Source organism: Pseudomonas guariconensis (genome assembly GCF_015680235.1).
Lineage (GTDB): Bacteria > Pseudomonadota > Gammaproteobacteria > Pseudomonadales > Pseudomonadaceae > Aquipseudomonas > Aquipseudomonas guariconensis_A.
In genome coordinates this window covers 1-18621 of sequence record NZ_JADLJL010000035.1, presented here as the reverse complement: position 1 = coordinate 18621, position 18621 = coordinate 1, and the positions used below count along the sequence as shown (strand labels likewise).

Here is an 18621-nt window from a genome sequence, read left to right as displayed (position 1 = left end):
AGACAAGGCTCAGCTCCCCGCAACCGTCATCCGCTCGATCAGCACCGAGCCGCTGTGGATATTGCTACGGGTTTCGATATCGCTGCCAATCGCCACGATCTGCTGGAACATGTCCTTCATGTTGCCGGCGATCGTCACTTCCTGGACAGGGAACTGGATCTCGCCGTTCTCCACCCAAAAGCCCGCCGCGCCGCGGGAGTAATCACCGGTCACCATGTTCAGGCCATGCCCCATCAATTCGGTCACCAGCAGGCCACGTCCCATACGGCGGATCAAGGCTGCCTGGTCTTCGACCCCATGGGTGACGAAGAGGTTATGCACACCACCGGCGTTGGCGGTGCTCGGCAGGCCCAGCTTACGACCCGAATAGGTACCCAGCAGGTAGGAAACCAGCTCGCCCTTGTCGACGAACGGCTTGGCATAGGTGGCCAGGCCATCGCCATCGAAGGCGGCACTGCCCAAGGCGCGCGGCAGGTGCGGGCGCTCGTCGAGGGTCAGCCAGGTGGGGAACAGGCGTTGTCCGATGGCACCGTCAAGGAACGATGACTTGCGGTACAGGTTGCCGCCGGAGATCGCCGACAGGAAGCTGCCGAACAGGCCACCGGCCAGTTCGGCAGAGAACAGCACCGGCACTTCGCAGGTCGGCACCGGGCGCGCGCCCAGGCGGCTGGCCGCGCGCTGTGCGGCCCGCTGGCCAATGCTGCGCGGGTCGGCCAGCAGGTTGCCCTGGCGGTTGACGTCATACCAATAGTCGCGCTGCATCTGCCCTTCGCCTTCGGCGATCATCACGCAACTTAAGCTATGGCGCGTGGAGGCATAGCTGCCGATGAAGCCATGGCTGTTGCCATAAACCCGACAGCCTTGGTGGGTGTTCAGGGTCGTGCCGTCGGCATTGAGGATGCGCGGGTCGGCATCGAAGGCCGCCGCTTCGCAGGCCAACGCCATCTCGACGGCCTTTTCCGGCTCCAGGCCCCAGTCATGATAGAGATCGAGGTCCGGGATCTCACGGGCCATCAGTGCCGCGTCGGCCAAGCCTGCACATTCATCCTCGGAGGTATGCTGGGCAATGGCCAGGGCGGCCGCGACGGTCTCGCGAATGGCCTCCGGGCCGCTCGCCGAGGTGCTGGCCGAGCCTTTGCGCTGGCCGACGTAGAGGGTGATGCCGAAGCCCTGGTCACGGTTGAACTCGACCGTCTCGACCTCACGCTGACGCACCGTGGTGGACAGGCCCTGCTCCAGCGACACCGCGACCTCGCAGGCGCTGGCGCCTTGGCGGCGCGCCTCTGCGATGATCGCCTCGACCTGTTCCTGCAAGGCTGGCAGGTCCTTGGGGCCTACGCTCTGGACTGCACTCATGGTTTTCTCCACTCAAAATTCTGCGTTCGGCTTGGGTCATTGTACGACCGGGCCGGACAAGCGGCCCCCGACTGGTTATCATGGCGGCGATTTCCAGCGGACTGCCACCATGGTTGATTCATACGACGACGCCTTCGACGGCGAAAAAAGCAAAACCCAGATCAAGCGCGAACTGCATGCGTTGGTCGAACTCGGTGAGCGCCTCACGACGCTCAAGGCCGATACCCTGGCGCGCCTGCCTTTGACCGACGAGCTGCGCAAGGCGCTGGCCGAAGCCTCCAAGCACACGGCTCATGGCGCCCGCAAACGCCACATGTCGTTCGTCGGCAAGCTGATGCGCGTACAGGACATCGACGCGATCCATGCCGTGCTCGAGCAGATGGACAGCTCGACCCGCCAGTACAACGAGCGCTTCCATAACCTGGAGCGTTGGCGCGATCGCCTGGTCGACGGCACCGACGATGACCTCGAACGTTTCGTCAACGAGTACCCCGACACCGATCGCCAGCACCTGCGTTCGCTGATCCGCCACGCCCAGCACGAGAAAGCACGAAATAAGCCGCCAGCCGCTGCGCGCAAGGTCTTCAAGTACATCCGTGACCTCGACGAACTGCAGCGCGGGTTGCGCTGAGCCCTGCCGAGGGGGCCTGTAGGAGCGGGCTTGCCCCGCGAAGCAGGCGCCGCAGTACTGGCTGGCACCGGCCTCGTCGGTGTCCGCAAGGCACGCCCGCTCCCACAACGGCCCACGCCGGCATCACGCGCCGGTACCCCCAACGGTAATCGCATCGAGCTTCAAGGTCGGCTGGCCAACGCCCACCGGTACCGATTGCCCATCCTTGCCGCATGTCCCCACCCCGCTGTCCAGGGCCAGGTCGTTACCGACCATCGAGACCCGGCTCATGGCCTCCGGACCATTGCCGATCAGGGTGGCGCCCTTGACCGGCGCGGTGATCTTGCCGTCTTCGATCAAATACGCCTCGCTGGTGGAAAACACGAACTTGCCGCTGGTGATATCCACCTGGCCACCGCCAAGGTTCGCGCAATAGATACCCTTTTTCACCGAGGCGATGATTTCCTGCGGGTCGCTTTCACCGGCACGCATGTAGGTGTTGGTCATACGCGGCATCGGCAGGTGGGCGTAGGACTCGCGACGACCGTTGCCGGTGACCGCCATGCCCATGAGCCGCGCATTGAGCTTGTCCTGCATGTAGCCTTTGAGGATGCCGTTCTCGATCAGGGTGGTGCATTCGGTCGGGGTGCCCTCGTCATCGACGCTCAGGGAGCCCCGCCGGCCTTCCAGGGTGCCGTCGTCGACGATGGTGCACAGCTTGGAGGCTACCTGCTCACCGATGCGCCCGCTGTAGGCCGAGCTGCCCTTGCGGTTGAAGTCGCCTTCCAGGCCGTGGCCCACGGCCTCGTGCAACAGCACGCCGGACCAGCCCGGGCCCAGCACGACCGGCAGGGTACCGGCCGGTGCCGGCTTGGCCTCGAGGTTGACCAACGCCTGACGAAGGGCCTCTCGGGCGTAGCCCATGACTCGCTCCTCGGTGAAGTAGCGGTAGTCAGTGCGCCCACCACCCCCCTGCCCGCCACGCTCGCGACGGCCGTTCTGCTCGACGATCACACTGACGTTGAAACGAACCAGCGGCCGCACGTCGGCCGCCAGGCTGCCATCGACCGCAGCCACCAGGATGCGCTCCCAGACCCCGGCCATGCTCACGGTGACCTGCTGGATACGGGGGTCCAGGGCACGGGTCGCGGCGTCCACACGCTTGAGCAGCTCGACTTTCTCGGCGCGGCTGAGCACGTCCAGCGGGTTGTCCTGGGCGTACAACGCCGTCACTTCCTGGCTTCGGAAGGCCTGCACGCGGCCCTCCTGCCCGGCGCGAGAAATGGAACGGGCAGCACGGGCCGCCGAGGTCAGCGCCTCGAGGTTGATAGCGTTGCTGTAGGCGAAACCGGTCTTCTCACCAGACTGGGCACGCACGCCCACGCCCTGGTCGAGGTTGAAGCTACCCTCCTTGACGATGCCGTCCTCCAGCGCCCAGGTTTCCGAGATCTGGCCCTGGAAATACAGGTCGGCGGCATCGATGCCTGGGCCTGCCAACTCGCCCAGCACAGCCTGCAGGCTGTCCAGGGTCAGTCCGCCGGGGGCCAGGAGCTGTTCGCTGACGGTGAATAACATCTGGCTCATAGTCACTCCGAGGTGTGCGCAGGCCGCAAGGCGTCCTGCGAGAAAAAGCGCCGGTGCTGGGCAACCGGCATTCGCGCCCGGATGGACGCCTGTTCAATGCTGTCGCGCTCGGCCAGCAATACGCCTTCGCCGCGCGCCTGTTCAGCGACGATACGCCCCCAAGGGTCGACGATCGCCGCATGGCCATGGGTTTCCCGCGGCCCTGGGTGGGTGCCGCCCTGAGCGGCGGCGAGCAGGTAGCACTGGGTTTCGATGGCCCTGGCCCGAATGAGCACCTCCCAATGCGCCGCGCCGGTCACTGCGGTGAAAGCCGATGGCGCGCTGATCAATTCAGCTCCGGCGGCGCGCAGTGCACTGTACAGCTCGGGAAAGCGCAGGTCGTAGCACACCGAAAGCCCGAGGCGCCCCACCGGGGTATCGGCCACCACGACCTGAGCGCCGTGGGCGTAGTCATCGGATTCGCGGTAACGGCCCCGGTTGTCGGCCACGTCCACATCGAACAGGTGCAGCTTGTCGTAGCGCGCTGCCACTTCACCGTGTTCATCGATCAGCAACGAGCAGGCATGGGCCTTCGCGTCGGGCTGACCGACCGGCGGCAACGGCAAGGTGCCTGCGACAATCCATAACCTGAGGTCGCGGGCCGCGCGTTTCAACCACGGCAGGATCGGGCCCTGACCAAGGGCTTCGGCCCGACCGATGGCCGCCGCATCGCGCCGGCCCATGGCGGCGAAGTTCTCGGGCAGCACTGCCAGCCGGGCACCGCCACTGGCAGCCTGCTCAAGCAAGGCCCTGGCCTGTCGCAGGTTAGCCGCTACATCGTCCTGGCTGACCATCTGGATGACCGCTGACTTCATTGGCGTTTCTCGAAAGGTTTCACAAAGGTGATTTTAGGCTCTTTCCAGGGCCCCTCGACGCGATAGTGCACGCTGGCGAAACGCGACACCCGATCGCCGATCAACCGATCGACCAGGAACAAGGCGCCGCCGACAGCCGGCGCACCGACGATCAGGGCAGCCAACGGCAGATTGTTGGTGACCGGCAGGCTGACCTGCAGGTTGGCATCGACACGGTCGCGAACCAGGTCGAGGGTGCCATCGAGCTCGAAGTTGCTCGACGGCCCGCTGATGGTGATCGGCTCACGGGTCACGTAGACCCCTTGGCTGGCGACCAGCAGGCCTTTGACCCGGTCGTAGGCCAGGCCCTTGTCGAACAGGTCGGAGAAGTCCAGGCGCAGGCGGCGGCCGATGGAATTGAAATTGAGCAGGCCGAACACCCGCAGCGCCTGGGCCCCGCCCTCCACTTCGACGAACTGGCCGGAGCGCAAGGCGGCATCGAGGCTGCCGGAGAAACGCTTGAGCGCAACCCAGGCCGGCGAACCCGGCCAGCGGCCATCCACGTCCAGGCGGAAGTCGCGGCTGGTGGCGGTGGGCGCAAAGCCCCAGGCCTTGAGCACATCGGCAAGGTTCTTGCCCTCCAGTCGGCCCTTGTACCAACTACCCGTGCTCCCTGGTTCCCCTTCCCAGCCACCGCTGCCGTCGATACGCAGGCCCTTGAGGTCGAGGTCGACATCATCGAATTTCATGCCGCGCGGGGTAGGCCGCAGCTTGATCGCGACGCTGCCGAACAGATCGTCACCGCGATACAGCTTGTCGACAGTCACATCCAGGGCCGGAACCTTGCGTGGGTCGAAGCTGCCCAACGGGTCCGGTGCATCCTCTGGTTGCTTGCCCGCAGGCTCCTCCGGCGGCAGGCGCAGGGTCTGCAGCCTGACGACCATCGGCGCTGCCTTGGCATCGGGCACCCGCGCATTACCGATGACTTCACGGCTGTCCAGGCGCAGGTCCCAGGCACTGGCACCCCGCGCCAGACGCACGACAGCCTGGTTCAGGTCCAAGTCGAACGCCTTGAGCTGGCCGATGCTCAGGTCCACGCCCTGCAAGCGCTGCCTGGCGTTACCACCTGGGTCCTGGCCTGCGAAACGCTCCATCTGCGCTTGCCAGGGCGCCAGGTCCAAAGTTTCCAGGCGCCCGCGAACCCGCACACCCTGGCCCGCTGGAAGCTGTGCACTACCGCTGCCCAGCAGCAGTTCGCCTCGCCCTTGGGCAAGGTTCTCGATCGGCGCGGCATAGGCCAGGTGCGCAAGGTCGCCGTAGCTGGCATCCAGGCGTCGCTCGGGCCCTTGCAGGGTCATGCTGAAGCGGCTGTCCAGGGTATCCCGCGCAGCCTTGGTGAACGGTGCCGGCAGGTCGATCGCCAGCCCCTTGAGCGAGGAGTTCACGGTCAAGCGGTTGTCGCGACTCCCCAGGCTCACTTGCACTTGGTAGGGCAGCTCGCCCGCAGCCGGCAGTGGCTGGTTAAATTTCAACCAGTCGGTCAGTGCCTTCAGGCCGACGCTGCCGGTGGCATTGATGCGGGTCTGGATCTGCCCGGGCTGGCCTTCGGCGAAGATCTGCGCCGTGACCGGCTTGCCGAATGCCTGGAAGGTGATGCCCTTGCCGCTCAGGCCTTTATCCAGGTCGAAGCTGAAATCGCCCTTGAGTCGGCTCAGATCCAGGGTCGGCGGAGCCACTTTCAGGCGCGCGTCGGCGGTGGCGAAATCGACCACGACCTTGGGCCGCTCGCCATGGGCCAGGGGAATGTCGAGATTGACCTTGCCCTTGAGCGGCCCTTCGCCTTCCCAGCCGGCGAAGATCTCGCCCGTGCCGATGGGCGCTTGCTGGAGGATCTTCAAACCATCGCCCAGGCTGCCATCGAAATCGCCGTTCAGGTACAGGTGGCTGTGCTGGCCCTCGTCGACATGGGGAATGTCGACGCTGACATCGCTCACCTGGGTATCGAGCAACAAGCCGCGTCGGGCCTTGATGCGGACACCGCTGTCCTCGATGTAGACGTCGCCATCGACCTGCTGCACCTGAGGCCAGCCAGGCTGGAAGGCCAGGGCGGCGTCATGCACCTTGAAGAATAGGCTGATGCTGCGGGCCTCAGGGGCGGCACCGTGGTTCAGCGAACCCTGGTACTGGAAGTAGCCCTCATCGACGGAGCCCTTGACGATGGCACTGCGCAGCCATTCATCCAGCGCTGGGCTGAGCACCTCGGGCAAGTACTTGGCGGTGTAGCGGCCATCGCCCTCGGTCAGGCCCACGCGCAGGTCCATGTAGTCCTCGCGGCCTTCCTCGAACAGCAGGCGGATGAGGAAGTCGGCGGCGATCTTGCCCTCCTCGCCGAGCACCTTGATATAGGGCGCAACGAGGGTGAAGCCTTCCTTGTCCAGGCGCCAGGTGAGCCGTGCGTTGGCCTTCTGGTAATACCAGGGTTTGGCGAAGATCGGGTACAAGTGCAGCATGAAGGCGTCGGTATCCAGACGCAGCTCACCCTGGCCGAGATCACCGCTGATGCTGCCGTTCACGTTTCCGGCCGCCGGTGCGTTGTGGTAGGCGTCGAAGCCGACCTTCTCCAGATTGGCGGCGAACGCCAGGCGCTGGTCGCCTTCGGCCTTGGGGCGGATATCCAGGCGCAGGTTGCGCAGCGAGCCGGTGACCTTGAGCGCATCGACCACGGCCATGAGTTTGTCCGGCAGCGGCGCCAGGGCATCGACCAGAGGCGTCAACAGGGTCAGGTCCAGGCGGTCGGCCTGTACTTGCCAGCTTTCCTGGGTCGAGCCCTGCCCTGGGCGCTGCCTGAGCTGCAGGTGGGTCTCCCAGCGGGTGTCGCCCAGGCTCATGGCGAGCGAATCGACCACGCCGTCGAAGCCTTCCTCGCCCCGCTGGAGCCAGGCCGACACGGCCAGGTTGTCCACCGCGACCGCCTTGCGCCCGGTATAGGCGCCGCGCAAGTGTGGCGCATTGAGGCGTACCACGGCGCGCTGCAATTGGCCCTCGCGCCAGTCGACCCAGAATTCGCCGCCGGCCCGTAGTGTCTCGGCCTGCCATCGCCCGAGCAAGCGCGGGGGCAACCAACGGGCCCAGTCGCTTTGCGGCAGGCTCAGGTAGGCCTGTACCTGGCCATCGCGCCAGGCCTTGGCGGTGGCACGGCTGCGCAGGTTGACCGCCAGGGGTTGCCCGTCCGGTAGAGTGCCGCGCAGGTCGAGGGCCTGGCGCGACGCCCCGGCTTCGAGGCCAAGGCTGACATAGGTAAGGGTGAGGGGGTCGCGCTGCCAGGGATGAAGGGTGACCTGGCTGTCGAAGACATCGACCCTGCCCAACTGCTGCAGACGTTGTAATACCTGCGCAGGATCCAGCGGGGTATCGTCCTGGCGCGGCAGGCCTTCCAGGGCCCAGGCGCCCTGCTCGTCTTCGCGCAGGATCAGTTGCAGCCCGCCGAGCTGGATACGCGCCAGGCGTAGCTCGCGCGCCTTGAGGCTGGCCCACAGGTCCGGAACCACCTTGACTTCGTCCAGGCGCAACGCCGCGGCCCCTTCGCCCACCTGCAGATCACGCACGTGCAGCACGGGCGCCAGGCCGCTCCAGCGCCCCTCCAGGGCACCCACATGCACCGGCAAGCCCAGGGCCTGCTCGGCCTTGTTCTGGACATCGGCACGGTACTCGGCCACCAGCGGGACCAGTTCCCGACCGAGGCTGACATACAGCGCCACCAGCACCGCCAGCAGGGCGCAGATTCCCAGCCCCCAGCGGGTCAAGGCGCCTAGAACGTGGGTCAGACGTCCCATGGCCATGGCCCTCCAAGTCGTGCCTTAACTATGGCTCGGTGCCGTGGTTTTACCAGCGCCGCCGAACGCGAAAGGGTTTCAGAACGCGTCAGAGCAGCACCACATCGTATTGTTCCTGGGAATACATGGACTCGACCTGGAAGCGAATGGTTCGACCGATGAAGGCCTCGAGTTCGGCCACATTGCCGGACTCTTCATCCAGCAGGCGGTCGACCACCTTCTGGTTGGCCAGCACCCGGTAACCCTCGGCCTGGTAGGCCCGGGCCTCGCGGAGGATTTCACGGAAGATTTCATAGCATACGGTTTCGGGGGTCTTCAGCTTGCCGCGCCCCTGGCAGGCGATGCACGGCTCGCACAGCACCTGTTCGAGGCTTTCGCGGGTACGCTTGCGGGTCATCTGTACCAGCCCGAGCTCGGTGATGCCGATAATGTTGGTCTTGGCATGGTCACGCTCGAGCTGCTTCTCGAGGGTGCGCAGGACCTGGCGCTGGTGCTCCTCGTCCTCCATGTCGATGAAGTCGATGATGATGATGCCGCCGATGTTGCGCAGGCGCAGTTGCCGGGCGATGGCGGTGGCGGCCTCGAGGTTGGTCTTGAAGATGGTTTCCTCGAGGTTGCGGTGGCCGACGAAGGCGCCGGTATTGACGTCGATGGTGGTCATCGCCTCGGCCGGGTCGACCACCAGGTAGCCACCGGACTTGAGCGGCACCTTGCGCTCCAGGGCTCGCTGGATCTCGTCCTCCACACCATACAGGTCGAAGATCGGTCGCTCGCCTGGGTAGTGCTCGAGACGGTCGGCGATTTCCGGCATCAGCTCGGCGACGAACTGCGTGGTCTTCTGGAAGGTTTCCCGCGAGTCGATGCGGATCTTCTCGATCTTGGGGTTGACCAGGTCGCGCAGGGTACGCAGGGCCAGCCCCAGGTCCTCGTAGATCACCAACGGGGCGCCGCAGGTCTGGATCTGGCTACCGATCTGCTCCCACAGCCTGCGCAGGTAGCGGATGTCCTGGAGGATATCGTCGGCGCGGGCGCCTTCGGCAGCCGTGCGCAGGATGAAGCCGCCGGCGTCCTTGATGTCTTCCTTCTCCACGCAGTCGCTGACCACCTGCTTGAGCCGCTCGCGCTCGGCCTCGTCTTCGATCTTCAGGGAAATACCCACATGGCTGCTGCGCGGCATGTACACCAGGTAGCGCGACGGGATCGACAACTGGGTGGTCAGGCGAGCGCCCTTGGTGCCGATCGGGTCCTTGGTCACTTGCACGACCAGGGCCTGCCCCTCATGGACCAGCGCGCTGATGTTCTCCACCGCCGAGCCTTCGCGCTGGGAAATCTCCGACGCATGGATGAACGCGGCGCGTTCCAGGCCGATATCGACGAACGCCGCCTGCATGCCCGGCAGCACGCGCACGACCTTGCCCTTGTAGATATTGCCGACGATGCCCCGGCGCTGGGTACGCTCGACATGCACTTCCTGCAAAACGCCGTTTTCCACCACTGCCACGCGTGATTCCATCGGGGTGATGTTGATCAGGATCTCTTCACTCATGGCGGGCTCTCGTCAAAGGTCTTCGGTAATGATGGATCGCTGACCGGTGGCTGGCTAGCGTGAAGCTGGCACCTCATGTTGCTGCCAGCACGGGATGGAAAACTGCTCCAGCAGTTGCGCGGTTTCGAACAGCGGCAGGCCGACGACGGTCGAATAGCTGCCCATCAGTTCCCTGACGAACACCGCGCCCAGGCCCTGGATGGCGTAACCGCCTGCCTTGTCCAATGGCTCGCCGGTCGCCCAGTAGCGCTCGGCCTCGTCGCGGCCGATGGGGCGAAAATACACATGGGTACCGACGCAGACGTCCAGGCAACGCTGGCCGTCGGTCACCGCCACGGCGGTAATGACTTGATGATGATCATCGGACAGTTCGGCCAGCATGGCCAAGGCATGTTCACGGTCGCAGGGCTTGCCCAGAATCCGACCACCTATCGATACAACGGTATCGGCTCCCAGCACCACGCCAGGGCCGTCCAATTGAGCGAAACCCGCGGCGGCCTTGGCCCGGGCCAGGCGCACTGCGTAGGCCGAGACGCCCTCGTCGGGCAGCGGGGTTTCGTCGATGTCAGCCTTGATGACCGCGAAAGGCACGCCGATCTGGGTCAGCAGTTCACGACGGCGTGGCGAGGCGGAGGCCAGGTACAACGGGTTCATATCGACATCTCCCTGTCAGTCGGCGTCGCCGTCAGTTGATGTGAAGGCGACGGCGCAGGTCGCGCAGGGCGAAACTGATCCACGGCCAGAGCAAGGCACTGATGACGGCGGACCAGACCAGCGCCAAGGTCGGCAGGCGGTTGCCGGTCAGGGCGCTGAGCCACAGCTGGATCAGCTGGGCGATGCCGAAGATCACCAGGATCACCAGGCTCTGCTGCCACATCGGATACATGCGCAGGCGCTGTTGAAGGGACAGCACCAGGAAGGTGATCAGGGTCAGCACCAGGGCATTCTGCCCAAGCAGGGTGCCATACAGGACGTCTTCGGCCAGGCCCAGGACGAAGGCGGTGGTCATGCCGACCTTGTTGGGCACGGCGAGGGTCCAGAAGGACACCAGCATCGCCAGCCACATGGGGCGGAACACCTCCATGAACTGAGGCATCGGCGAGACACTGAGCAACAGGCCGATCGCGAAGGTCAGCCAGATGGCCCAGCCGTTCTTGCTGCGGGAACGCGCCATCATTCTCTCCGGGGTGGGTTCGGGGCCGCAGGGGCCGCTGCCGGGCTGGCGGGTGCCGCTGCAGGCGCAACGGGCGCGTTGGGAGCAGCGGGAGCAGGCGCAGCAGCAGGTGCCGTTGCAGGCGTTGCCGGTACCGCTCCAGGTGTTGCCGGTGCGGCGCCAGGCGTGGCAGGCGCCGGGGTGGGCACGGCCTGCCCGTTTTCACCGGCGGCCTGGCCATGTTCCGGCGTGCCCTTGCGGTCGGCTTCTTCCTGGGCGAGCGCAGCGTCCGTCGCCCGTTCTTCTGGCGTACGCCGGTCGCTGAACACCAGCAACATGTAGCGACTACGGTTGAGCGCGGCCGTGGGAATGGCACGGACGATGGCGAACGGCTGGCCGGAATCGTGGATCACTTCGTTGACCGTGGCCACCGGGTAGCCCGCCGGGAAACGCTGGCCCATGCCGGAGCTGACCAGTAGGTCGCCTTCCTTGACGTCGGCGGTATCCGCCACGTGGCGCAACTCCAGGCGCTCCGGGTTGCCGGTGCCGCTGGCGATGGCGCGCAGGCCGTTACGGTTGACCTGTACCGGGATGCTGTGGGTGGTATCGGTCAGCAACAGGACCCGTGCCGTGTAAGGCATCAGTTCCACCACCTGCCCCATCAGGCCACGCGCATCGAGCACCGGCTGGCCGAGGAATACACCGTCGCGCTCGCCCTTGTTGATCAGGATACGGTGGGTGAACGGGTTGGGGTCGACGCCGATGAGCTCGGCCACTTCGACCTTCTCGTTGACCAGCGCCGAGGAATTGAGCAACTCGCGCAGCCGCACGTTCTGCTCGGTCAGGGCCGCCAGCTTCTGCAGGCGCCCCTGCAGCAACAGGGCTTCGGTCTTGAGCTTTTCGTTTTCCGCGATCAGTTCGGTACGGCTGCCGAACTGGCTGGCCACCCCCTGCCACAGGCGTTGCGGCAGATCGGTGATCCAATAGGACTCCATCAGCACAAGCCCCATCTGGCTACGTACTGGCTTGAGCACGGCGAAACGCGAGTCGACCACCATCAGCGCGACCGACAGCACCACCAGTACCAGGAGACGAACGCCCAGCGAAGGGCCCTTGGAGAAAAGCGGTTTAATGGGCCGTTCCTCGTGGACGACGATTCAGGAGGTCATTGAACATGGAGCAATGCACCGGCCTGCTTGCGGGTTGAACGGAAACGACGCCCGGACGGACGCCAGCCCAGCGCATACAGGTAGCACTGTGTGTGCTACCTGTAAACCGGGCGAACACAATCCATGCACGCATGGACGGCGCAGGATCACTCGCTGGAGAGCAGGTCCATGGCGTGTTTGTCCATCATTTCCAGCGCACGGCCGCCACCACGGGCGACGCAGGTCAGCGGATCTTCGGCGACGATCACCGGCAGGCCGGTTTCCTGGGCCAGCAGCTTGTCCAGGTCGCGCAGCAGCGCACCGCCACCGGTCAGCACCAGGCCACGCTCGGCGATGTCCGAGGCGAGCTCCGGCGGCGACTGCTCCAGGGCGCTCTTGACCGCCTGGACGATGGTCGCCAGGGATTCCTGCAGCGCTTCGAGCACTTCGTTGGAGTTCAGGGTGAAGGCACGCGGTACGCCCTCGGCCAGGTTGCGGCCACGGACATCGACTTCGCGCACTTCGCCGCCCGGGTAGGCTGTGCCGATTTCCTGCTTGATGCGCTCGGCGGTGGACTCACCGATCAGGCTGCCGTAATTGCGGCGCACGTAGGTGACGATGGCTTCGTCGAAGCGGTCGCCGCCAACCCGTACGGATTCGGCATAGACCACGCCATTGAGGGAGATCAGGGCGATTTCGGTGGTACCACCACCGATGTCCACGACCATCGAGCCGCGGGCCTCTTCGACCGGCAGCCCGGCACCTATAGCGGCGGCCATCGGCTCTTCGATCAGGAACACCTCGCGGGCGCCAGCGCCCAGGGCGGATTCGCGAATGGCGCGACGTTCCACCTGGGTCGACTTGCACGGCACGCAGATCAGCACACGCGGGCTGGGCTGCAGGAAGCTGTTCTCGTGAACCTTGTTGATGAAGTACTGCAGCATTTTTTCACAAACGCTGAAATCGGCGATCACGCCGTCCTTCATCGGACGAATGGCAGCGATGTTGCCAGGCGTACGGCCCAGCATGCGCTTGGCCTCGGTACCGACCGCGACGACGCTTTTCTGGTTGCCGTGGGTACGAATGGCAACAACCGAGGGTTCATTCAGGACGATACCGCGCTCACGCACGTAAATAAGGGTGTTGGCAGTACCCAGGTCGATGGACAGATCGCTGGAAAACATGCCACGCAGTTTCTTGAACATGGGAAAGTGACCCTAGGCAAAGCGTGGGTAAAAAAGTGCGGCAAACTCTAACAATGGCAGGGATTTTGGGCAAGGAGCCAATATGTTAAATTGGCAGTTTTTCCGAGCACGCCAGCAGATGATCGCCGCCGTATGACCATCAAAATGCTGGCATGTTCCTCACTTCGGACCCCATCCGTTCCGTTTCTCCTGGAGATCCCCATGGCGCTTCAACGCTGCGACGTGGAAAAGATCGCCCATCTGGCCCGCCTGGGCCTGAATGAAGGCGAACTGCCACGCATTACCGATGCCTTGAACAGTATTCTCGGGCTGGTCGACCAGATGCAAGCCGTCGACACCAGCGGCATCGAGCCCCTGGCACACCCCCTGGAGGCCAGCCAGCGCCTGCGCCCCGACCAGGTCACCGAAAGCAACCAGCGCGACCGCTACCAGGCCATCGCCCCGGCGACCGAAAATGGTCTGTACCTGGTTCCGAAAGTCATCGAGTAAGGGAAAGAGCCTGCCATGCATCAATTGACCCTGGCCGAGATCGCCCGCGGACTCGCCGACAAGTCGTTTTCCTCCGAAGAGCTGACCGGCGCCCTGCTGGCGCGCATCAAACAGCTCGACCCACAGATCAACAGCTTCATCAGCGTCACCGAGGAGCAGGCCCTGCAACAGGCGCGTGCCGCCGACGCCCGCCGCGCCAACGGCGAAGCCGGTGCCCTGCTCGGCGCACCGATCGCCCACAAGGACCTGTTCTGCACCAGCGGCATCCGCACCAGCTGCGGCTCGAAGATGCTCGACAACTTCAAGGCGCCGTATGACGCCACCGTGGTTGCCAAGCTGGCCGAAGCCGGCATGGTCACCTTGGGCAAGACCAACATGGACGAATTCGCCATGGGCTCGGCCAACGAGTCCAGCCACTATGGCGCGGTGAAGAACCCGTGGAACCTCGAGCACGTGCCTGGCGGCTCCTCGGGCGGTTCGGCCGCCGCCGTGGCCGCGCGTCTGCTGCCGGTGGCCACTGGCACCGATACCGGCGGCTCGATCCGCCAACCGGCGGCACTGACCAACCTCACCGGCCTCAAGCCGACCTACGGCCGCGTCTCGCGCTGGGGCATGATCGCCTACGCCTCGAGCCTCGACCAGGGCGGCCCGATGGCCCGCACTGCCGAAGACTGCGCCCTGCTGCTGCAAGGCATGGCCGGTTTCGATGCCAAGGACTCCACCAGCATCGACGAGCCGGTGCCGGACTACAGCGCCAACCTGAACGCTCCACTCGAAGGCCTGCGCATCGGCCTGCCGAAGGAATACTTCGGTGCCGGCCTCGACCCACGCATCGCCGACCTGGTCCAGGCCAGCGTCCAGGAGCTGGAAAAGCTCGGCGCAGTGGTCAAGGAAATCAGCCTGCCGAACATGCAGCACGCCATCCCGGCGTACTACGTGATCGCACCGGCAGAGGCCTCCTCCAACCTGTCGCGCTTCGACGGCGTACGCTTCGGCTACCGCTGCGAGGAGCCCAAGGACCTCACCGACCTGTACAAGCGTTCCCGTGGCGAAGGCTTCGGCGTCGAAGTGCAGCGCCGTATCATGGTCGGCACCTATGCCTTGTCGGCCGGCTACTACGACGCCTACTACGTGAAGGCGCAGCAGATCCGCCGCCTGATCAAGAACGACTTCATGGCCGCCTTCGAACAGGTCGACCTGATCCTCGGCCCAACCACGCCGAACCCGGCCTGGAAGCTCGGCGCCAAGAGCAGCGACCCGGTCGCCGCCTACCTCGAGGACGTCTACACCATCACCGCCAACCTGGCGGGCCTGCCGGGCCTGTCGATGCCGGCCGGTTTCGTCGATGGCCTGCCGGTCGGCGTACAGCTGCTGGCCCCGTACTTCCAGGAAGGCCGCCTGCTCAACGTCGCGCACCGCTACCAGCAAGTCACCGACTGGCACACCCGCGCCCCTAACGGCTTCTGAGGAATTCACACATGCAATGGGAAGTTGTGATCGGGCTGGAGATTCATACCCAGCTCGCCACCCAGTCGAAGATCTTCTCCGGCAGCGCCACCACCTTCGGCTCCGAGCCGAACACCCAGGCCAGCCTGGTCGACCTCGGCATGCCTGGCGTGCTGCCAGTGCTGAACCAGGAAGCCGTGCGCATGGCCTGCATGTTCGGCCTGGCCATCGATGCCCAGATCGGCAAGCGCAACGTGTTCGCGCGCAAGAACTACTTCTACCCGGACCTGCCCAAGGGCTACCAGATCAGCCAGATGGACCTGCCGATCGTCGGCAAGGGCCACCTGGACATCGCCCTGGAAGACGGCACCATCAAGCGCATCGGCATCACCCGCGCACACCTTGAGGAAGACGCCGGCAAGAGCCTCCACGAAGACTTCAGCGGTTCCACCGGCATCGACCTGAACCGCGCCGGCACCCCGCTGCTGGAGATCGTCTCCGAGCCTGACATGCGCAGCGCCAAGGAAGCGGTGGCCTACGTCAAGGCGATTCACGCCCTGGTGCGCTACCTGGGTATCTGCGACGGCAACATGGCCGAAGGCTCGCTGCGCTGCGACTGCAACGTCTCGGTCCGGCCGAAGGGCCAGGCCGAGTTCGGCACGCGCTGCGAGATCAAGAACGTCAACTCGTTCCGCTTCATCGAGCGCGCCATCAACAGCGAGATCCAGCGCCAGATCGACCTGATCGAGGACGGCGGCAAGGTGGTCCAGGAAACCCGCCTGTACGACCCGAACAAGGACGAGACCCGCTCGATGCGCAGCAAGGAGGAAGCCAACGACTACCGTTACTTCCCTGACCCGGACCTGCTGCCGGTGGTCATCGAGGACAGCTTCCTCGAAACCGTCCGTGCCGGCCTGCCGGAGTTGCCGACGCAGAAGGTCGAGCGCTTCCAGAGCCAGTATGGCCTGTCGGCCTATGACGCCAACGTGCTGGCCGCCAGCCGCGAGCAGGCCGACTACTTCGAGGAAGTCGCCCGTATCGGTGGCGACGCCAAGCTTGCCGCCAACTGGGTGATGGTCGAGCTGGGCAGCCTGCTCAACAAGCTGGGCGTGGAGATCGACCAGGCACCGGTGAATGCCGAACTGCTTGGCGGCATGCTGTTGCGCATCCGCGACAACACCATCAGCGGCAAGATCGCCAAGACCGTGTTCGAGGCCATGGCCGCCGGTGAAGGCGATGCCGACAGCATCATCGAAAGCCGTGGCCTCAAGCAGGTCACCGACACCGGTGCGATCGACAAGATGCTCGACGAAATGCTCGCCGCCAACGCCGAACAGGTAGAACAGTACCGCGCCGCCGACGAGGCCAAGCGTGGCAAGATGTTCGGCTTCTTCGTCGGCCAGGCGATGAAGGCATCCAAGGGCAAGGCCAACCCGGGGCAAGTGAACCAATTGCTCAAGGCCAAGCTCGAAGGGTAACGCGGCATTGGGGCCACTTGCGGCCCATCTCGGCACAAGGCCGCTCCTACAGGTTCGACAAGCCTATAGGAGCGGCCTTGTGCCGCGATCGAGGGCAACGCCCTCGCCTGCTGCTTCCTTATAACGGAGCCCCTGAATTGATACGCCGTTCCTTCAGCGCCCTCGCGCTCTTCTCCCTGCTGGCCGGCTGCGCCAGCCCTGACATCGATTCCCGCGACATCGACTCCCGAGGTTACGACCGGACCGGCGTCGCTTCTTATTACGGCTCCCGCCACCACGGCAAACGCACTGCCAGCGGCGAGCGCTTCAACCAACACGGTCTCACCGCCGCCCACCGCAGCCTGCCCTTCGGCAGCCGGGTGCTGGTCACCAACCTTGCCAACAAACGCAGCGTCGTAGTGCGCATCAACGACCGAGGCCCACATACCCGCGGCCGGCTGATCGACCTGTCACGGGCTGCAGCAGAAAAAATCGGCATGATCCGTAGCGGAACAGCGCGCGTCCGGGTACAAGGGCTAAGCGACTGACCTGACAGGAGTCCCGACCATTTTCGACCTGGCCACCCTCCCCACCTTCAGCCTCCTGCAACTGGGCTTCGGCCTGGTGTTGCTGGTGATCGGTGCCGAGCTGCTGGTACGCGCCGCCCTGCGCCTGGCCTTGCGCCTGCATGTGCGCCCATTGATCATCGGCCTGAGCCTGGTGGCCTTCGGCAGCACCGCGCCACAATTGACCGTGAGCTTGCAGGCGGCTTTCCAGGGCGCCCCTGACGTCGCGGTGGGCAGCGTGATCGGCAGCAATATCTTCAATGTGCTGGTGATTCTCGGGCTGGCCGCGCTGGTCATTCCACTACGCGTTTCCCGGCAGCTGGTACGCCTGGATATCCCGCTGATGATCGCCGCCAGCGCCCTGGTCTACCTGCTGGCCGGAAACGGCCAACTGGGCCGCCTCGAAGGCCTGCTGCTGGTTCTTGGCTTGCTGGGCTACCTGGGCATGCTATGGCACCAGTCACGGCATTACGCCCGCACTTATCCTGCTCCCGAGGCCGTGCACACCAGTGCCGGGCGTTTCTGGAGCGGCGCGATGCTGCAGGTGCTGCTGGGCCTGGGCCTGCTGAGTCTGGCCGGCCACCTGCTGCTCGAGGCTGCCGTGGAGGTGGCCACCGACCTGGGGCTGTCCGAGCGCATCATTGGCCTTACGGTGGTTGCCGTCTGCACGTCCTTGCCGGAGCTGGCCGCGGCCCTGATCGCGGCCCTGCGCGGCGAGCGGGAAATCGCGGTGGGCACGGTGATCGGCAGCAACCTGTTCAACCTGCTGGCCGTGCTGGGCCTGACCGCGGTGGTCACGCCGGAGCCACTGTCGATTTCGCCCAATGCCCTGGATTTCGACCTGCCGGTGATGCTGGGGGTCGCGGTGTTGAGCCTGCCGGTGTTCTATTCCGGCTACCGCGTCACCCGTGCCGAAGGGCTGGTATTTCTCTGCCTCTACCTGGCCTACGGCCTGCATGTGGTGGCCTTCACCACTGGCATGCCGCTGGCCGGGCGGCTGGAGCACCTGATGCTGTTCTACGTCTTGCCGGTGCTTGCTGCGGTATTGATGTACACCACAGTGCGGGCCTGGCGGCGACAGCACTGATGGGTGTAGGGCTTAGGCGGGTCGTTGTGATTGAGACCGAGAAACCAGCAGTTTCTAAAAATCGACTGCATTGAAATAGCGAAATATCCATTTGCCATGGCGGCGCTGACTCACCTTTTCGCCTTTACGGCGACCTACTTTTGCTCTTGGGCAAAAGTAGGCAAAAACCGCTGGCTCCTGCATCCGGCCCCTGCGCTTCGCTCCGGGGTTCCCTCGCTCCGGCATTACTCCCGGTGGGGCGCGGCGAAGGGCCATCCATGGCCCTGCGCCGCTTGCCGGGCATCCATGCCCGGCACCCACCTCCGTAA

At 65.0% G+C, this 18621-nt stretch carries 15 protein-coding genes; 6 read left to right on the top strand and 9 right to left on the bottom strand.

Annotated features, from left to right (window positions below; genetic code table 11):
• Positions 1–9: 9 nt before the first annotated feature.
• Positions 10–1356 carry a metalloprotease PmbA gene (pmbA, locus tag IRZ56_RS19400; RefSeq protein ID WP_196146423.1) on the bottom strand — a complete coding sequence of 449 codons (1347 nt, stop codon included), beginning with the start codon at positions 1354–1356 and terminating at the stop codon, positions 10–12.
• A 109-nt stretch (positions 1357–1465) separates the two neighbouring features.
• Between pmbA and yjgA the strand changes: the two genes are divergently transcribed.
• Positions 1466–1987 carry a ribosome biogenesis factor YjgA gene (gene yjgA, locus IRZ56_RS19395; RefSeq protein ID WP_196146422.1) on the top strand — a complete coding sequence of 174 codons (522 nt, stop codon included), beginning with the start codon at positions 1466–1468 and terminating at the stop codon, positions 1985–1987.
• 123 nt (positions 1988–2110) lie between these two features.
• On the opposite strand, the gene tldD is transcribed toward yjgA, so the two are convergent.
• From tldD to mreB, 8 genes are all read right to left on the bottom strand, one after another.
• On the bottom strand, positions 2111–3550 hold the full coding sequence (tldD, locus tag IRZ56_RS19390) for a metalloprotease TldD (RefSeq protein ID WP_196146421.1): 1440 nt from the start codon (positions 3548–3550) through the stop codon (positions 2111–2113).
• A 2-nt stretch (positions 3551–3552) separates the two neighbouring features.
• Positions 3553–4404, bottom strand: coding sequence for a carbon-nitrogen hydrolase family protein (locus IRZ56_RS19385; RefSeq protein ID WP_196146420.1), 852 nt, complete (start codon positions 4402–4404; stop codon positions 3553–3555).
• Complete coding sequence (locus tag IRZ56_RS19380; RefSeq protein WP_196146419.1) at positions 4401–8222, bottom strand: YhdP family protein; 3822 nt, start codon at positions 8220–8222, stop codon at positions 4401–4403. Before IRZ56_RS19380 ends, IRZ56_RS19385 begins: the two co-directional genes overlap by 4 nt.
• Positions 8223–8304: 82 nt before the next feature.
• Positions 8305–9762 carry a ribonuclease G gene (gene rng, locus IRZ56_RS19375; protein ID WP_196146418.1) on the bottom strand — a complete coding sequence of 486 codons (1458 nt, stop codon included), beginning with the start codon at positions 9760–9762 and terminating at the stop codon, positions 8305–8307.
• A gap of 54 nt (positions 9763–9816) precedes the next feature.
• Positions 9817–10416: a Maf family protein gene (locus IRZ56_RS19370; RefSeq protein WP_196146417.1), complete on the bottom strand. Its 600-nt coding sequence runs from the start codon at positions 10414–10416 to the stop codon at positions 9817–9819.
• 31 nt (positions 10417–10447) lie between these two features.
• Positions 10448–10936, bottom strand: a complete 489-nt coding sequence (gene mreD / locus IRZ56_RS19365) for a rod shape-determining protein MreD (RefSeq protein ID WP_084854551.1) — start codon at positions 10934–10936, stop codon at positions 10448–10450.
• Positions 10936–12018 (bottom strand): rod shape-determining protein MreC, encoded by a 1083-nt coding sequence (gene mreC / locus IRZ56_RS19360; RefSeq protein WP_230386058.1) that lies wholly within the window; start codon positions 12016–12018, stop codon positions 10936–10938. The genes mreD and mreC overlap by 1 nt, the downstream gene beginning before the upstream one ends.
• Positions 12019–12230: 212 nt before the next feature.
• Positions 12231–13268 carry a rod shape-determining protein MreB gene (mreB, locus tag IRZ56_RS19355; protein WP_003255163.1) on the bottom strand — a complete coding sequence of 346 codons (1038 nt, stop codon included), beginning with the start codon at positions 13266–13268 and terminating at the stop codon, positions 12231–12233.
• A gap of 201 nt (positions 13269–13469) precedes the next feature.
• On the opposite strand from mreB, the gene gatC reads away from it, so the two are divergent.
• The 5 genes from gatC (at position 13470) to IRZ56_RS19330 (ending at position 18313) form a co-directional block, all read left to right on the top strand.
• Positions 13470–13757: an Asp-tRNA(Asn)/Glu-tRNA(Gln) amidotransferase subunit GatC gene (gene gatC / locus IRZ56_RS19350; RefSeq protein WP_084854553.1), complete on the top strand. Its 288-nt coding sequence runs from the start codon at positions 13470–13472 to the stop codon at positions 13755–13757.
• A gap of 15 nt (positions 13758–13772) precedes the next feature.
• A complete protein-coding gene (gatA, locus tag IRZ56_RS19345; RefSeq protein ID WP_196146416.1) occupies positions 13773–15224 on the top strand; it encodes an Asp-tRNA(Asn)/Glu-tRNA(Gln) amidotransferase subunit GatA in 1452 nt (483 codons plus the stop codon).
• 11 nt (positions 15225–15235) lie between these two features.
• Positions 15236–16681, top strand: coding sequence for an Asp-tRNA(Asn)/Glu-tRNA(Gln) amidotransferase subunit GatB (gene gatB / locus IRZ56_RS19340; RefSeq protein ID WP_196146415.1), 1446 nt, complete (start codon positions 15236–15238; stop codon positions 16679–16681).
• A gap of 140 nt (positions 16682–16821) precedes the next feature.
• Positions 16822–17208 (top strand): septal ring lytic transglycosylase RlpA family protein, encoded by a 387-nt coding sequence (locus tag IRZ56_RS19335; RefSeq protein ID WP_416764208.1) that lies wholly within the window; start codon positions 16822–16824, stop codon positions 17206–17208.
• Between the two features lie 61 nt (positions 17209–17269).
• Positions 17270–18313 carry a calcium/sodium antiporter gene (locus IRZ56_RS19330; RefSeq protein WP_196146448.1) on the top strand — a complete coding sequence of 348 codons (1044 nt, stop codon included), beginning with the start codon at positions 17270–17272 and terminating at the stop codon, positions 18311–18313.
• Positions 18314–18621: the final 308 nt, after the last annotated feature.